10 protein-coding genes are annotated in these 15,788 nt (G+C 30.7%); 6 read left to right on the top strand and 4 right to left on the bottom strand.

What is annotated here, in order from left to right:
- Positions 1-6: 6 nt before the first annotated feature.
- From IEW75_RS07310 to IEW75_RS07320, 3 genes are read right to left on the bottom strand one after another with little or no spacing between them, the layout of a single operon-like run.
- Complete coding sequence (locus IEW75_RS07310) at positions 7-972, bottom strand: glycoside hydrolase family 130 protein (RefSeq protein WP_134248758.1); 966 nt, start codon at positions 970-972, stop codon at positions 7-9.
- A gap of 39 nt (positions 973-1,011) precedes the next feature.
- Positions 1,012-2,892, bottom strand: coding sequence for a sodium:solute symporter family protein (locus tag IEW75_RS07315; protein ID WP_134248757.1), 1,881 nt, complete (start codon positions 2,890-2,892; stop codon positions 1,012-1,014).
- A gap of 14 nt (positions 2,893-2,906) precedes the next feature.
- A complete protein-coding gene (locus tag IEW75_RS07320; protein WP_134248756.1) occupies positions 2,907-5,168 on the bottom strand; it encodes a GH92 family glycosyl hydrolase in 2,262 nt (753 codons plus the stop codon).
- A 126-nt stretch (positions 5,169-5,294) separates the two neighbouring features.
- Here IEW75_RS07320 and IEW75_RS07325 point away from each other — a divergent pair, with 126 nt between their 5' ends.
- The 4 genes from IEW75_RS07325 to IEW75_RS07340 all read left to right on the top strand — a co-directional run bounded on the left by IEW75_RS07325 (position 5,295) and on the right by IEW75_RS07340 (position 10,106).
- A complete protein-coding gene (locus tag IEW75_RS07325; protein WP_134248755.1) occupies positions 5,295-6,374 on the top strand; it encodes a sensor histidine kinase in 1,080 nt (359 codons plus the stop codon).
- Positions 6,371-7,072 (top strand): LytR/AlgR family response regulator transcription factor, encoded by a 702-nt coding sequence (locus IEW75_RS07330; RefSeq protein WP_134248754.1) that lies wholly within the window; start codon positions 6,371-6,373, stop codon positions 7,070-7,072. The genes IEW75_RS07325 and IEW75_RS07330 overlap by 4 nt, the downstream gene beginning before the upstream one ends.
- A 183-nt stretch (positions 7,073-7,255) precedes the next feature.
- Positions 7,256-8,602, top strand: coding sequence for a Trk system potassium transporter TrkA (gene trkA, locus IEW75_RS07335; RefSeq protein ID WP_134248753.1), 1,347 nt, complete (start codon positions 7,256-7,258; stop codon positions 8,600-8,602).
- Between the two features lie 4 nt (positions 8,603-8,606).
- On the top strand, positions 8,607-10,106 hold the full coding sequence (locus tag IEW75_RS07340) for a TrkH family potassium uptake protein (protein ID WP_134248752.1): 1,500 nt from the start codon (positions 8,607-8,609) through the stop codon (positions 10,104-10,106).
- Between the two features lie 168 nt (positions 10,107-10,274).
- Here the strand turns inward: IEW75_RS07340 and IEW75_RS07345 are convergent, their stop codons facing one another.
- Positions 10,275-11,630, bottom strand: a complete 1,356-nt coding sequence (locus IEW75_RS07345; RefSeq protein ID WP_134248751.1) for a UDP-N-acetylmuramate--L-alanine ligase — start codon at positions 11,628-11,630, stop codon at positions 10,275-10,277.
- A 205-nt stretch (positions 11,631-11,835) separates the two neighbouring features.
- Between IEW75_RS07345 and IEW75_RS07350 the strand changes: the two genes are divergently transcribed.
- A complete protein-coding gene (locus IEW75_RS07350) occupies positions 11,836-14,838 on the top strand; it encodes a gliding motility-associated C-terminal domain-containing protein (protein ID WP_134248750.1) in 3,003 nt (1,000 codons plus the stop codon).
- A 3-nt stretch (positions 14,839-14,841) separates the two neighbouring features.
- Entirely contained in the window at positions 14,842-15,777 is a 936-nt protein-coding gene (locus tag IEW75_RS07355) for a PorP/SprF family type IX secretion system membrane protein (protein WP_134248749.1), read from the top strand.
- The last annotated feature ends 11 nt before the right edge of the window (positions 15,778-15,788 follow it).

Raw genomic sequence — 15,788 nt, forward strand, 5'->3', positions numbered from 1 at the left:
AAAAAATTATAAACTATTATCTTTTGTATACTGAATTACTTCACTTAATTTTCCGAATGCCATAGCAACAACAGTATCTGCTGCACCATAATATACTGCTAATTTATCTTCTTTAACATCGTGTAAAGCGGCACAAGGAAAAACTACATTTGGTACATCACCAACTTGCTCGTAATTTACGTGAGGTCCTAATAAATAAGGTTGCGTTCTGTATTTTACCTTATCTGGTTCATTTTCATCTAAAATAGCTGCTCCCATTGCGTATCTAAATCCATTACAGGTATTTATTACACCGTGGTATAACATTAACCAACCTTCGTCGGTTAAAATTGGAATTGGGCCAGCGCCAATTTTTGTACATTGCCAGGCACTATCTTCAAAAGGTGTTGCTTTCATAACACAACGATGCTCGCCCCAATATTTCATATCTGGACTGTAACTTATGTAAATATCTCCAAAAGGTGTATGTCCGTTATCACTTGGGCGACTTAACATAGCATATTTACCGTTAATTTTTTGTGGAAATAGTACACCATTTCTATTAAAAGGAAGAAATGCATTTTCACATTGAAAAAATTCAACAAAATCAAAGGTATAACCAATTCCAATAGTTGGGCCGTTATAACCATTGCACCAGGTAATCCAATATCGGTCTTCAATAAAAACAACACGAGGATCATATTTATAGTCCGAATCTATCATTTCAGTATTTCCAGCTTTCATTTCAATTGGTTCATGGTTGATCTCCCAATCGATCCCATTTTTACTGAATCCAGCAAAAATATTCATTTGAACTGCTTTATTATCACATCTAAACACACCAGCAAACCCATCTTTAAAAGGTACAATAGCACTGTTAAAAATACTGTTTGAACTAGGTATTTGATCTCGTTTTATAATTGGATTATCAGAATATCTCCAAATTACTTCGTTACTATCTGCCGGTTTATCTTGCCAAGGAATTGTATTCACTATCTTATTATTTTATATTTTATTAATTTATTTATCTCTCTAATTAGGTAACTTTCTTACTCTATCTAACCACGTAAATTTAAGAATTACAGAGGTTATAATAAAAATTACCAATGCTATTAATGTTTTTGGGTAATCTCTAATCATTAAATAAATTGGCAATATAATCATACTAGATTGCCAAATAATACCAACAACGCAATTTCCCATATCCAACCAAAATTCAGAATTTTTCTCTGCATTCTTGTCATCCTTTTTTAATTCATTTAAAACAGGTTTCCAAAAACCCCAAGGATGCACATTTTTATAAAATGCTTTTAACACTTCCATATTTGTTGGAGCAGTAAAATAGGTTCCTAAAAAAGAACCTAGCAATGAAAAACCAAATATTATTGGAAATAAGTAGATTGCTGATACATTAGATAACTCATAAAGTAAAGAACCATCTGTAAAGTTTGTTTTATTTTGATCTAATAAAAATTGTAAACTTGCTACAATTAAACCAGCTAACATTCCCCAAAAATATCCCCAGCCATTAAATCTCCACCAAATCCATTTTAAAAAGTTTGCGGCTACATAACCACCAAAAAGCGCACTTGTAATCCACAAAGTTAGTGAGTTTATAGAGTCTGCAAAAAAGCCCATAAAAACTCCTAAACCTACAACTGCAAATGAGGCAATATGACTTGCTTTTATATAATGTTTATCGCTTGCAATTGGCTTAAAATATTTCTTATAAATATCGTTTACTATATATGCAGGTCCAGCATTAACAAAAGCCGAAAATGTACTCATAAATGCAGCTAACAATCCTGCAAGCAATAATCCTTTAATACCAACTGGCACGTGAAAATTAATTACTTTTGGCAATATAATTTCTAAATCTGCACCTGTTAAATTTGGATTGGCAATCATTTCAGGAGTTAACACAACTAATGCAATAACTACAACACCTCCAATTAACAAATATCTTGGAATGAACAATATTAAGTTGGTAAAACCTGCCATATATGCCGCCTCCTTAACTGTTTTTGTTGATAAAATACGTTGCATGTCGAAACTAGGAGTTGGTCCTGCAATACTTGCAAAAAACCCTTTAAACAAACTCATTCCAATTAAAGCTCCAAACATTTTATAACCTTCAGAATCTACTAAATCGTTAAAAGCTTGATACTTAGAAGCGTCCCAATGCGTATCTAACTCCCAACCAAAAAATACATTTTTCCATTCGTTGGTTATTACATTCGCTATATCCGCATCACTGAATGCAAAAAAGGCATACCCTGCAACTAAAATACCTGCAATTACCATAATACCATATTGTAAAACTTCAGTTGCAACAACCGAAAACATACCTCCTTTTATAGTATAAATTGTAGTAAGAAATATGATAATTAATGCGTACGACTGTTCAGAATTAAAAAGTATTGAATTACCAATTTGCAAGGTTAAATCCCAAGGTAAAATAACAGTCATAAATTTACCAACACCTTCAAAAAAGTATGCTATAAAACCAATTGCCGCTACAACGGCAAAAATTGCAACAATTTTATGAGAAGCTCTACCTGCTTTATCATCACCAAAACGCGTTAAAATCCACTCGGAGCCTGTCATTATATTTGATCTTCTAATCCAAACGGCTAAAAACATCATTATAAAAATTTGATTCCAAATAGGCCATAACCACATTAACATAAAACTTTTAGCTCCGTAAAGAAAAAGCCAACCTACCATTAAAGCTGTTCCAGAAATATCAAACATTCCAGATCCATTACTTAAACCTAAAAAATACCATTTAATATTATTACCTCCAAGAAAGTAAGAGTTTAATCCTTTAGAAGCTTTTTTAGAAACCCAAATACCAACAAATAGCGTTAGTAAAACATATATTGCAATTATTGATGCATCAATTATATTCATTCTTATAATTATTCTTAATTAGTGATTCCCCAGTTTTTATTTGGAGTATTTCCCATTACAAATTGAAGCGTACCACCTGTCATAATTTGTTTATGACTTATAAAAGTTTTGCTAAATTCTTCTCCATTTAATGTAGCTGATTGGATGTACATATTTTCATCTGATACATTTTCTGCTTTTATAGTAAAGGAAATGTCTTCAGAAATTTTTATAGTTGAAGTTTTAAATAACGGACTTCCTATTTGGTATTCTCCAGAAGCTGGACTGTATGGATACAATCCCATTGCACTAAACACGTACCAAGCCGACATTTGCCCGCAATCTTCATTACCACTTAATCCGTCTGGCGTAGTATTATATTGTGTTTTTAATATTTCACGCACCCAATATTGTGTTTTCCAAGGTTTATTAGCAAAATTGTACATATACGCAATGTGATGACTAGGCTCGTTTCCGTGTGCATATTGACCAATTAAACCGGTAATATCTGCCGAAACATCATCTCCCGTAATTTCTGAAGATTCTGTAAATAATTGCTCTAGCATATCCGTAAATTTAGCTTCACTACCATGCATTTGAATTAAATTTTCAACATCGTGTAATACAAACCAACTGTGTTGCCACGCATTTCCTTCGGTATATTCAGCATTTATTCTATGCGCAGAATATTTTGGATCGAATGGTTCTTTCCAAGCAGTTCCAGCTTCATTTTTACCACGCATAAAACCTGTTTCAGCATCAAATAAATGTTCATAAGCTTTTGAACGATTCATAAAATAAGTGTAATCTTCTTCTTCACCCAATTCTTTTGCAATTTGCGCTACACACCAATCGTTATAAGCATATTCTAATGTAATTGTTACAGATTCATCTAATAAATTATGAGGAATATATCCGAATTTTTTATAATGATCTAAGCCTCTTTCATCTTGCATCATTGTAGTTTTCATAGCTTCATACGCCTTATTTATATCAAAACCTTTAATACCTTTAGTATACGCTTCTGCAATTACTGGAATGGAATGATAACCCGTCATAGTATTTGTTTCATTTCCGTATAAAGTCCAAACAGGCAGAATCTTGTTTGTTTGATAATATGCTAACATAGAATTGATAATATCTGCAACTATATCTTGAGCAGTAAACGTTAATAATGGATGCTCTGCTCTAAAAGTATCCCAAAGAGATAGTGTTGAATACGCTGTATAATTTTCAGCTTTCACAATTTCATCATTCTCTTTTCTAAATTCACCATTCACATCACTAAAAGTTACAGGTGCAACTTGTGTATGGTATAAAGCGGTATAAAAAATGGTTTTTAAATCTTCGTTATCGGTTTCAATAGTGATATTGGTTAAATTTTCATTCCAAGTTTCGGAAGCTTCATTTTTTACTGTTTCAAAACTAATTTCTTCTTTTGATAAATTTGCCAATGCATTTGCTTCACTCACAGAAGAAACTGCTACTTTAACTAATAGTTTGTTCGTGTTTTCTGAACTAAAAAAGAGTTGTGCAAATGCTTTTTCTCCTTCAACAGTTGTTACATCATTTTTATAACTTCCATCGTTCAACAATTCATATTTTTCTATTGGTTTAGAAAATCTCGCAACAAAAAATACTTTTTGATTTTTTGCCCAACCAGTGCTATGCCTATATCCTGAAATTGTGTTTTTATCGATTACACTAATTTTTGAAGCCGTTGTTTTATCCCAATTTATGGCAAAACCTAAATCTATAACTACAGATTGTGTATCGTTTTCTGCAAAGGTATATTTATGAAAACCGGTTCTTAAACTTGAAGTTAATTCTGCTTTTATATTAAAATCTTTTAACTGAACGCTATAATAACCTGGTGAAGCATTTTCTTCTTCATGAGAATACAGTGATTTATAAGGAACATCATCTCTAGTTTTAACTTCAACAGCCAAATCAACTTTTTTATTAACCGGCATTAATCGTATATCTGCCAAATCTCCAATACCTGTTCCACTTAAATGCAAATGGCTGAAACCAATGGTTATAGAATCTGAATAATGATATCCAGAACACCAATCCCAACTTGAGACTCCATTATCTGGACTTACTTGTAACATTCCAAAAGGCACGGTTGCACCAGGATAAGTATGTCCGTGGCCTCCAGTTCCAATAAAAGGATTAACAAATTTTGTAAGATTTATTTGGGGAATTGTTTTAATTTCGTTTTTCGAATCTTTACAAGAACTAGTTCCAACCAAAATCACTATTAAAAAAAATAGTTGTAGATACTTTATTTTCATTATTTCTAAAGTTTTAACTTTTGTATTTTTCAATTTAGTTATAAATATTATTTATTTTAGTGATTTTGAAAAAAAAATTAGACAAATAACACTTAAACTAAGTTAAACACAAAAAAACATACTACAATGTCGGTAACAAACTATAAAGTCTCATCTGTTTCATCTAATATTAGAGAAATATCATTACGACATCATATTATATTTTGGTCTTTATATTTTATGTTTAATACACTACGCTGGGGAAGTTATTTTGGTGATTACTCTTACTCTTTAAAAACGAACCTTATTGGATTTCCAATACACATGACACTCTGTTACTTAAACGTTTATGTGTTTATGCCGAAATTTGTTTTTAAAAAAAAATACCTTGCCTACATTAGTCTTTTAGTAACTTCACTTTTTGTAATGCTACTTGTAAAATTTAATTTAACGTATTATTTGGTAAGTGAAAATGTATGGCCAGAAGGCACTGAAGTTATTAGTAAATTAACCTTTAATTACTCAGTCGATATGATGATTGGAGAATTGTATGTAATTACATTTGTTACTGCAATTAAAATTACAATGGACTGGCTAAAAGAACACAAAAGAGTTACCGATTTAGAAAAAGCAAAATTAGAAACCGAATTGTTATTTTTACGCACACAAATTTCACCACATTTCTTTTTTAATACACTGAATAACATTTATTCTTTATCACTAGAAAATTCTAACAAAACATCAAAAATAATTTTAAAACTCTCTGAATTAATGCGTTATTTTTTATATGAAACTAAAAAAAACAAGCAAAGTTTAGAAAAAGAAGTTCTAAGCATTCAAAATTATTTAGAATTAGAAAGAATACGATTTGACGAGAATCTGGAAATAAATATGGATATTTCTGGCGACATACAAAATAAAAAAATTGCACCAATGTTATTGCTCTCATTTATTGAAAACGCCTTTAAACATGGTGCAAATAAAAATATTGGAAAAATTAAAATTGATATTGATTTTTTAATTAAAGATGGTTTTCTTTACTTTACAATAGCTAATCCAATACCGTCAAAAGATCACGGATCTCAACAAAAAAATACATCTGGTGGAATTGGTTTAGAAAATGTAAAAAAAAGGTTAGCTTTGGGCTATAAAAAGAACGAGTACGATTTGAAGATAGAAGAAAAAAATAACGTGTTTAAAGTGGCGCTTAAAATTAAACTAAAATGAAAACAAAATGCCTAATTATTGATGATGAACCTTTGGCTATAAATGTTATAAAAAATCATTTAAAAGAGTTTAATGATATTGAATTGGTGAGCACTTTTACCAATGCCATTGATGCTTTAACTTTTTTAAAAGACAATACAGTAGATCTTATTTTTTTAGATATTAACATGCCTTTACTTGATGGCTTAAATTTTATAAAATCACTCGAAAAAAAACCTCTAATAATTATAACAACTGCACATATTGAATATGCTGTTGAATCTTTTGAATTAGATGTATTAGATTATCTTGTAAAACCAATTCCTTTTCCAAGATTTGTAAAAGCTGTAAATAAATTTTTTAAAAATTTGAACACACAACAAGTAAACAAATCTCAAACCGAAAAACCATATTTTTTTATAAAAATAGATAAAAAGAAAATGAAAAAAATCTATTTAGATGAGATTTTGGTTATTGAAAGTTTAAAAGATTATTTAAAAATTACAACAGAAAGCAACAGGTTTATAATTCATCAGACACTTTCTAGTTTTACAGAACAACTACCTGAAGATAATTTTATACGTATACACAGATCTTACACCATAGCAATAGATAAAATTGACACTATAGAGGGTAATAGCGTTGAAATAGCCGGAGTGAGATATCCTTTTGGAAGAACCTATATTGAAGAAGTAAAGAATAAAATTTTAAATTTGTAAATAATTCATCCTTTCAACTTTTAAAATTAGAATTAGTATTCTTAAAAATCAATTTTATAAAATAAGTATAATATCTTTGTATTAAATTAAACGTTTGAAATAAGCCAAGATATCAAGGTTAATACCAACCAAAAAATTATAGGCCAATTTTACAAACAATTCAAAAACAATAAATAATATTAGATGAAAATTATTATTGCAGGTGCTGGAGATGTGGGTTTTCATTTAGCCAAACTCTTGTCATTTGAATCTCAAGATATTTTCTTAATTGATACCAATTCAGAAAAATTAGAGTATGCAAGTAACCATATAGATGTAATAACAAAGAAAGGCGATGCTACTTCAATTAAACTTTTAAAAGAAGTAAATATACATAAAGCAGATATTTTTTTAGCAGTAACTGAATCTCAAAACACAAACTTTACAATTGCTGTTTTAGCAAAAAAGTTTGGTGCAAAAAAAACCATTGCCAGAATTTCTAACCACGAATTTACACAAAATTCTGAAATAGATTTTGCTGAAATAGGCATAGATAGTATGATTTCTCCAGGAGAATTAGCTGCTGATGAAATTAAAATGCTTTTGAACCAATCTGCTTTTAACGATACTATTCAATTTGAAAATGGTACTTTAAATATTTTGGGAAGCACTTTAGAATATAATTCCCCATTAATAAATTTAACTGTAAAAGAGGCAAGAGAAAAATTTCACGATATAGATTTTATTACCATTGCTATTAAACCAGAAAACAGTAATGAAACAATTATACCAAGAGGAAATACAATATATGGCGCTGATGACCAAATATATTTTTCAACACCAAAAGAAAGCATAAAACAACTTTATAAATTAATGGGGAAAACCCAATTTGGAGTAAAAAATGTTATGATTTTAGGAGGTGGAAAAATCGGTGTAAAAGCTGCTAGAAACCTTTGTGATAATAAGTTCAATATAAAATTACTTGAAATTAATAAAAGTAGAGCAAAAGAAATTGCTGAAAAGTTACCTAATGCACTTGTTATAAAAGGAGATGGACGAGATGTTGAATTATTAGAAGAAGAAAACATTACAGATATGGATGCTTTTATTGCCGTTACTGGTAATTCTGAAACAAATATAATGTCTTGTTTGGTAGCTAAATCTAAAGGAGTTAAAAAAACAATTGCCTTGGTTGAAAATATGGACTATATTAACATATCTCAAACAATAGGAATTGACACTTTAATTAATAAAAAACTATTGGCTGCCAGTGCTATTTTTAAGCATGTTAGAAAAGGTGATGTTTTAAAATTAGCCAACCTTCATAATGTTGATGCTGAAGTGTTAGAATTTAGAGTAAAAGAAAACTCAGCTGTTACTAAAAAATTAGTTAAAAACATTAATTTAACAAAAAATGCAGTTTTTGGAGGTGTAATAAGAAATGGAATTGCACACATGACGTTTGGTGATTTTCAAATATTAGCAGGAGATAAAGCCGTAGTATTTTGTTTACCCGAGGCAATTCATAAAGTTGAAAAATTGTTTAACTAAAAACATGAAAAACCTCAACATTAAAATTATTATTAGCTTTTTAGGATTGACTTCTATGTTAAATGGAGTTTTTATGCTTCTTGCTTTTCCTTTTAGCCTTTATTATAATGAATATGAAAAGTGGGGAATTTTACAAGCTGGTATCACTACAATTGCAATTGGTTTTATTTTATGGTTTTTCAACAGAAATGCATCTAAAAACCTTGGAAAAAAAGAAGGGTATTTAATTGTAACATTAGGATGGTTAATGCTATCCTTTACTGGCACTTTACCTTATGTCTACACTGACACGATCCCAGTATATACAGATGCATTCTTCGAAACTATTTCTGGATACTCAACTACAGGTTCATCCATATTAACAGATATTGAATCCATGCCAAAAGGAATACTATTTTGGCGAAGTGCAACACATTGGATTGGAGGAATGGGAATTATTGTGCTTACTGTAGCTATTTTACCTTTATTGGGAATTGGAGGAATGCAGCTTTTTATGGCTGAAGCTCCTGGACCATCTGCCGATAAAATGCACCCAAGAATTACAGAGACTGCTAAAAGACTTTGGCTTATTTATTTTGGATTAACATTTACAGAGTTTTTTCTTTTAAAATTTGCTGGTATGACTTGGTTTGATGCAATAAATCATGCAATGGCTACAATGAGTACAGGTGGATTTTCAACCAAAAACTCGAGTATTGCCCATTACAGTGATTTCCCTTTAATTCAATATATAATTATTGTCTTTATGTTTATTGCTGGAGCCAATTTTGTATTAACATATTTTGCGTTAAAAGGAAAAATAAAAAAAGTTTTTAATAGTGAAGAGTTTAAATATTACTTTTTTGGAACTATAGGAGTTACTCTTTTAATTACTTTTTTAATACTAAATTTTCAAGACCCAAATTTGGTCAGTACTTTAAATCATCCAAAAGTTTGGGGGGTAAATGAAAGCGCCTTTAGACACGCAGCATTCTCAGTTGTATCAATTTTAACTACAACTGGATTTGTATCAGCCGATTTTACAATGTGGAGTTTTATAATAACAGCAATAATGTTTTCATTATTTTTTATTGGTGGTTCTGCTGGATCTACCAGTGGTGGCGTTAAAATTGTTCGTCATATTATAATGATAAAAAGTAGTTTTTATGAATTTAAAAAATTGTTACATCCAAATGCTATAATACCTGTTAGGTATGATGGTGGCAGTGTCCCAAAAACTATTATTTATAACATCTTGTCCTTTTTTATACTATACATGCTCATCTTTATAGTAAGTAGTGTTTTATTAACCTTTTTTGGATTAGACTTTATTTCGGCTATTGGAGCAACCGCATCATCTTTAGGTAATATCGGTCCAGCCATTGGTTCTGTAAGTCCTGTAGATAATTTTGCTCATTTAAGCATACCTGCTAAGTGGTTTTGCTCCTTCTTAATGCTAATTGGTAGGTTAGAATTATTTACAGTTTTAATTCTATTAACACCTTTCTTCTGGAAGAAAATTTAGCTAAAATAAGTTTATTTTAATAATAGACAACCACAATTTCGACAAACATTTTTCAATTATTTCATTCATAAAAGAACAGGAATTACAAAATCATAGCTGCTTTTCCTTCATTAGTAAAAACAATATTTGTAAATTATCATCATTTAAGTTTATATGACAGGTGTCATATTACCCTACTAGGTCTTTAAATTTATCAAAATCCAAACCTCCATAATTTCCAGAACTCATTAATAGCAAGGCAGTATTTTTAAAATTTTGACTAAACAAAAATGTCTTAAATGTCTCTGGATTGGTGTAAATTAGCAAATCTTCTCTATTAAAAGCTTCTTTAATCTGTTGTTCTGTAACTTTTTCCAGTTTTTTTATTTCGATTGCTTTAGGAGAATAAAACACAACAGCTATATCTGCTGCATTTAAAGCTCCTTCATACTCTTTTAAAAATTCAGTATTTAAACTGCTGTAGGTATGTAATTCTAAACAAGCTAATACAGTTCTTTGAGCATACTGATCTTTAACCGCATTTGTTGTTGCCTCAACTTTACTCGGCGAATGAGCAAAATCTTTAAAAATGACTGTTGATTCATTTTCCGTAATTTTTTCCAAACGTTTACTGGCTCCTTTAAAAGTTGCTATAGCTTCATAAAATTCATCTTCTCCAACTCCCATATGCTGACAAATCCACTTTGCACCAGCCATATTTTGTAAATTATGTTTTCCGAAAAACTCTAATGACATTTCACCTTCTAAAGTTTCTACATAGGTAGTACCATTTACAATATTGTATTCGGGTGTTTTATAAGGGTATTTTTTTATAGGGCTTTCTGAAGTTTCAACAACTTGCTTTACAATCTCATCTTCTTCATTATATACCATAATTCCACCATTTATAAGTGAACTGGTGAAGATTGAAAACTGTTCAACATATGTTTCAAAAGTTGGAAAGACATTAATATGATCCCAAGCAATACCGCTAATTAATGCAATATTTGGTTTGTATAAGTGGAATTTAGGTCTTAAATCTATTGGAGAACTCAAATATTCATCGCCTTCTAAAACCATAAATTCATTCTTTGAAGTTAATTTCACCATGGTTTCAAAACCTTCTAACTGCGCTCCAACCATAAAATCAACTTCAATTTCGTGGTAATTCAACACGTGTAAAATCATTGAAGTTATAGTTGTTTTTCCATGTGAACCACCAATTACAACACGTGTTTTATCTTTACTTTGTTCGTATAAAAACTCTGGATATGAAAATATTTTAATACCCAACTCTTTAGCTTTCAACAATTCTGGATTGTCTGCTTTTGCATGCATCCCAAGAATTACAGCATCTAATTTTGTGGTAATTCTCTCTGGGAACCAGCCAAATACTGAAGGTAATAAGCCTTTTTTTTCTAAACGAGATTTTGAAGGTTCGAAGATAACATCATCACTTCCCGTAATTTGGTATCCTTTTTGTAATAGTGCTAAAGCTAGGTTGTGCATGGCGCTTCCGCCAATAGCGATAAAATGTAAATTCATTTATACATAAATTTTGTAAATTCAAATGTAAGTAAACTCTTAAAAAGAATAAATAGTATTATTTAAAAACTTTTAAACCTATAAAAAACTCAATTTATTAAATAAATGACATTTATTTGCAAATAAATGGTATTTTTTTCTTACTTTCATATATTGAACGTTTAAAATTATAGTTCAAAAATAATATCTCACAAACTTAAATTCAATGAGGGGGAAAAAAATTTCATCTGCTAGTGAATATTATATTTTTATATTTTTAATAATTATATTATTTTATTCTCATTCTGGTTTTGCACAATGTACAAATGCAAATCCTACTGGAGAATTGTCTCAAACATTTTGTAAATCTGATAATAGTACTGTTGAAAATTTAGTAGCATCAGGAGGTACAATAGTATGGTTTGACTCCATAACTGGTGGAAATCAATATGATTCATCAGCACCACTTGTAGATAATACTACCTATTATGCCGATGATATTAATGATAATAATTGTAGTCCAAATAGATTAGCTGTATTGGTATCAATTTATGGCGAACCTCCTTCAAACGTTGATGTTTTTGTTGGAAAATGTGCCATTGACAACCCAACAATTTCTGATTTATCAGCAACTGGGTTAAATATTGCTTGGTACGACGCTCAAAATGGAGGTAATTTGTTCAGCCCATCTGATTTATTAGTAGATGAATCAACTTATTGGGTTCAACAAACAGAAAATGGGTGTACAAGTGAAAGACTACCAACAACTGTAACAATGGTTAATCCACCTCCTCCAAACGTTAACCAAGATCAAACATTTTGTTCTTCTTCAAACCCTACAATAGCAGATTTAAAAGCTACTGAGCCAAATATTACGTGGTATGAATATGAAACAAGTACAGAGCCTCTAGATTTAAATTTACCTTTAATTAATGGTAAAGATTATTGGGCCTCACAAACCACTTTTCCATGTGAAGGAACTTTAAGGTCATTAACCAATGTAATTATTGATATAAGTCCAAATGCTGGTACAGATGGAACATATTCCGAATGTGAAACAAATTTAAAAACAACAAATTTATTTGAATTATTAGGTGGAACACCAGATAATTCAGGTATCTGGACTGGCCCAAGTGATTTAAGTGGCGGTTATTTAGGTACTTTTGATCCTATTACAAATACTGCAGGAAGCTATATGTATACCGTATCTAGCACTTTGGAGTTTTGCTCAGATGATACAGCAAATGTTAATGTAATTATTTCGACTACTCCCCCTCCAACAACCATAGACACAATTCAAACTTTTTGTGAAATAGATAATCCTACAGTAGCTAATTTAAATGCAACCGGTGAAAATATTATTTGGTATGCTACCGAAACGTCAACTACACCTTTAAATTTAGATGCCGTATTATTAAATGGTGAAGATTATTGGGCTGTACAAACTGATGCTAATGGCTGTTCAAGCGGATCTAGATTGATGGTAACTGCTGCTATTATTTCAACATCGCCTCCAACAACATTAGAAAGCAACCAGACTTTTTGTGAAGTAGATAATCCTAAAGTAGCCAATTTAAGTGCAACTGGTGAAAATATTATTTGGTATGCTACCGAAACGTCAACTACACCTTTAAATTTAGATGCCGTATTATTAAATGGTGAAGATTATTGGGCTGCACAAACTGATGCTAATGGCTGCTCAAGCGGATCTAGATTGATGGTAACTGCTGCTATTATTTTAACACCGCCTCCAACAACTATAGAAAGCAACCAAACTTTTTGTGCAATTGACAATCCTACAGTAGCTAATTTAAATGCAACTGGTGAAAATATTATCTGGTATGATACCGAAACGTCAACTTCACCTTTAAATATAGATGCCGTATTATTAAATGGTGAAGATTATTGGGCTGCACAAACCGATGTTAATAGTTGTTCTAGTGCAACTAGACTGGTTGTAATAGCATCTCTCATTTCAACAACACCTCCAACAACTTCAGAAACCATTCAGACTTTTTGTGCAATTGACACCCCTACAATAGCTAATTTAAATACAACCGGTGAAAATATTATTTGGTATGCTACCGAAACGTCAACTTCACCTTTAAATATAGATGCCGTATTATTAAATGGTGAAGATTATTGGGCTGCACAAAAAGACGCATCTGGATGTGAAAGTGTTTCCAGACTTTTAATAAATGTAATTATTAATAATTTGGCAAAAGCAACAACTACAGATATAAATCAGACTTTCTGCGACATAGACAAACCAACAATTGCCAATTTACAAGTAAGCGGTGATTCAATTTTATGGTTTGACACAGAAACTTCAACAACACCTTTAAACGAAACTGATGCTTTAATCAATGGCGAAGATTATTGGGCTTTAAATTATAACCAAACTACAGGCTGCAAAAGTAGTTCTAAACTTATGATAACAGCTACAATTCTTAAGGTTGAATCACCTACAATAGAAAATACCTTTCAAGTTTTTTGCGCATCAAGTTTTCCAAAAGTTTCAGACTTACAAACAGGTGGGTCTATTGTATGGTATGCGTCAGAAACAGAAACAGCTCCTCTTAACACAAACGATCTATTAATTAATGGAGCAAATTATTGGGCAGCTCAATCTGATTCCAATGGATGTGAAAGTGCTATCAGAGTTATTGTGAACGTAACATTAACTGATGCTGGAACTCCAATTTTAAAATCAAAAGGAAATGAATTTTGCGCTAATTTCAATCCAACATTGGCCGACTTAAACGAAAATGTATCTCCTTTAAATGAAGGAATAATCACTTGGTATGATTCATATCCAGATGGCAACAAATTAAGTCTAACAGAATTTTTAACTGATAGTGAAACATATTACGCAATAGAAAGTGATGCAGATGGGTGCTCCAGTGCAAACCCACTTGCAATAACAGTTGATTTAAATGCTTGTGACCAATATGACATTACAATATATGATGGATTTTCACCAAATGGAAATGGCATAAACGATACATTCAAAATAGAAAATTTAAGAGAACTATATCCTGATTTTAAAGTTGAATTCTATAACCGTTGGGGAAATCTAATTTATACTTCGACCATTTCAAAACCTGATTGGAATGGAAGATTAAATGGCAATGATGAATTGATGCCTGCAGGGGTTTATTATTTTATCATTTACTTTAATAAAGATGGTAAAAAACCTATTCAAAGAAGATTGTATTTAAGTAGATAAAGGATGAAAAAAATAATTTTAATTGGTATTGCACTTTTAACATCTATTCTTTTGTGGTCTCAACAAGACGCACAATACACGCAATATATGTATAATATGAGTGTAATAAATCCTGCCTACACAACAAGTACTGCTGGAATTGTTAATGTTGGAGGTCTTCACAGAACGCAATGGGTTGGAGTAATTGGTGCTCCAAAATCTTCAAATTTATTTTTACATACTCCTATTAACAATAAAATTGAAATTGGGTTTTCTTTAATTAATGATAACATAGGTGATATTGTTAAAGAAAATAATCTCTTCGCTGATTTTGCTTATAAATTAGATTTTGAAGAGTACGGAAATTTATCATTCGGTTTAAAAACCGGGGTTACTTTTTTTGATGTTAATTTTAATGATTTTGTTTTAGAATCAGGCGATGTATTTACGGATGCTGATTTTGCGGAAAACATTAATCAATCATATTTTAATATAGGAGCTGGTGTTTATTTTAATACCGACAACTATTATATTGGTTTTTCTATCCCAAATATTTTAAGATCACAACATCTAGATAGAACAAATGGAAAGTATCAAGGAACCGAATTACCGCATATTTTCTTAACCGGTGGATATGTTTTTAAAATCAACGATTTTTTTAAATTAAAACCTGCTTTTATGGCAAAAAGAGTGAACGGTGCTCCTTTAACTATTGATTTAACAGCAAATATTTTATACGATAATAGATTAGAATTTGGAATTGGATACAGGTTTACAGATGCCATTACAGGATTGTTTAATATTAGAGCTACACCTGAAATACGTATTGGTTACGCTTATGACCATACAATCTCAAATCTTGGACCATTCAGTTCTGGATCTCATGAATTATTTATTCTGTACGATTTTGATATGTTAAATATTAATAAAGGCTTTGATAAATCCCCAAGATTCTTTTAAAACGGTTTAAA

It is taken from the genome of Lutibacter litoralis (genome assembly GCF_014646675.1).
Lineage (GTDB): Bacteria > Bacteroidota > Bacteroidia > Flavobacteriales > Flavobacteriaceae > Lutibacter > Lutibacter litoralis.

Excerpts from the sequence above, each read along its gene's own strand:
- IEW75_RS07315 (WP_134248757.1), bottom strand. The coding sequence starts at position 2,892 with ATGAATATAATTGATGCATCAATAATTGCAATATATGTTTTACTAACG.
- IEW75_RS07320 (WP_134248756.1), bottom strand. The coding sequence starts at position 5,168 with ATGAAAATAAAGTATCTACAACTATTTTTTTTAATAGTGATTTTGGTT.
- IEW75_RS07325 (WP_134248755.1), top strand. The coding sequence starts at position 5,295 with ATGTCGGTAACAAACTATAAAGTCTCATCTGTTTCATCTAATATTAGA.
- IEW75_RS07330 (WP_134248754.1), top strand. The coding sequence starts at position 6,371 with ATGAAAACAAAATGCCTAATTATTGATGATGAACCTTTGGCTATAAAT.
- trkA (WP_134248753.1), top strand. The coding sequence starts at position 7,256 with ATGAAAATTATTATTGCAGGTGCTGGAGATGTGGGTTTTCATTTAGCC.
- IEW75_RS07340 (WP_134248752.1), top strand. The coding sequence starts at position 8,607 with ATGAAAAACCTCAACATTAAAATTATTATTAGCTTTTTAGGATTGACT.
- IEW75_RS07345 (WP_134248751.1), bottom strand. The coding sequence starts at position 11,630 with ATGAATTTACATTTTATCGCTATTGGCGGAAGCGCCATGCACAACCTA.
- IEW75_RS07350 (WP_134248750.1), top strand. The coding sequence starts at position 11,836 with ATGAGGGGGAAAAAAATTTCATCTGCTAGTGAATATTATATTTTTATA.
- IEW75_RS07355 (WP_134248749.1), top strand. The coding sequence starts at position 14,842 with ATGAAAAAAATAATTTTAATTGGTATTGCACTTTTAACATCTATTCTT.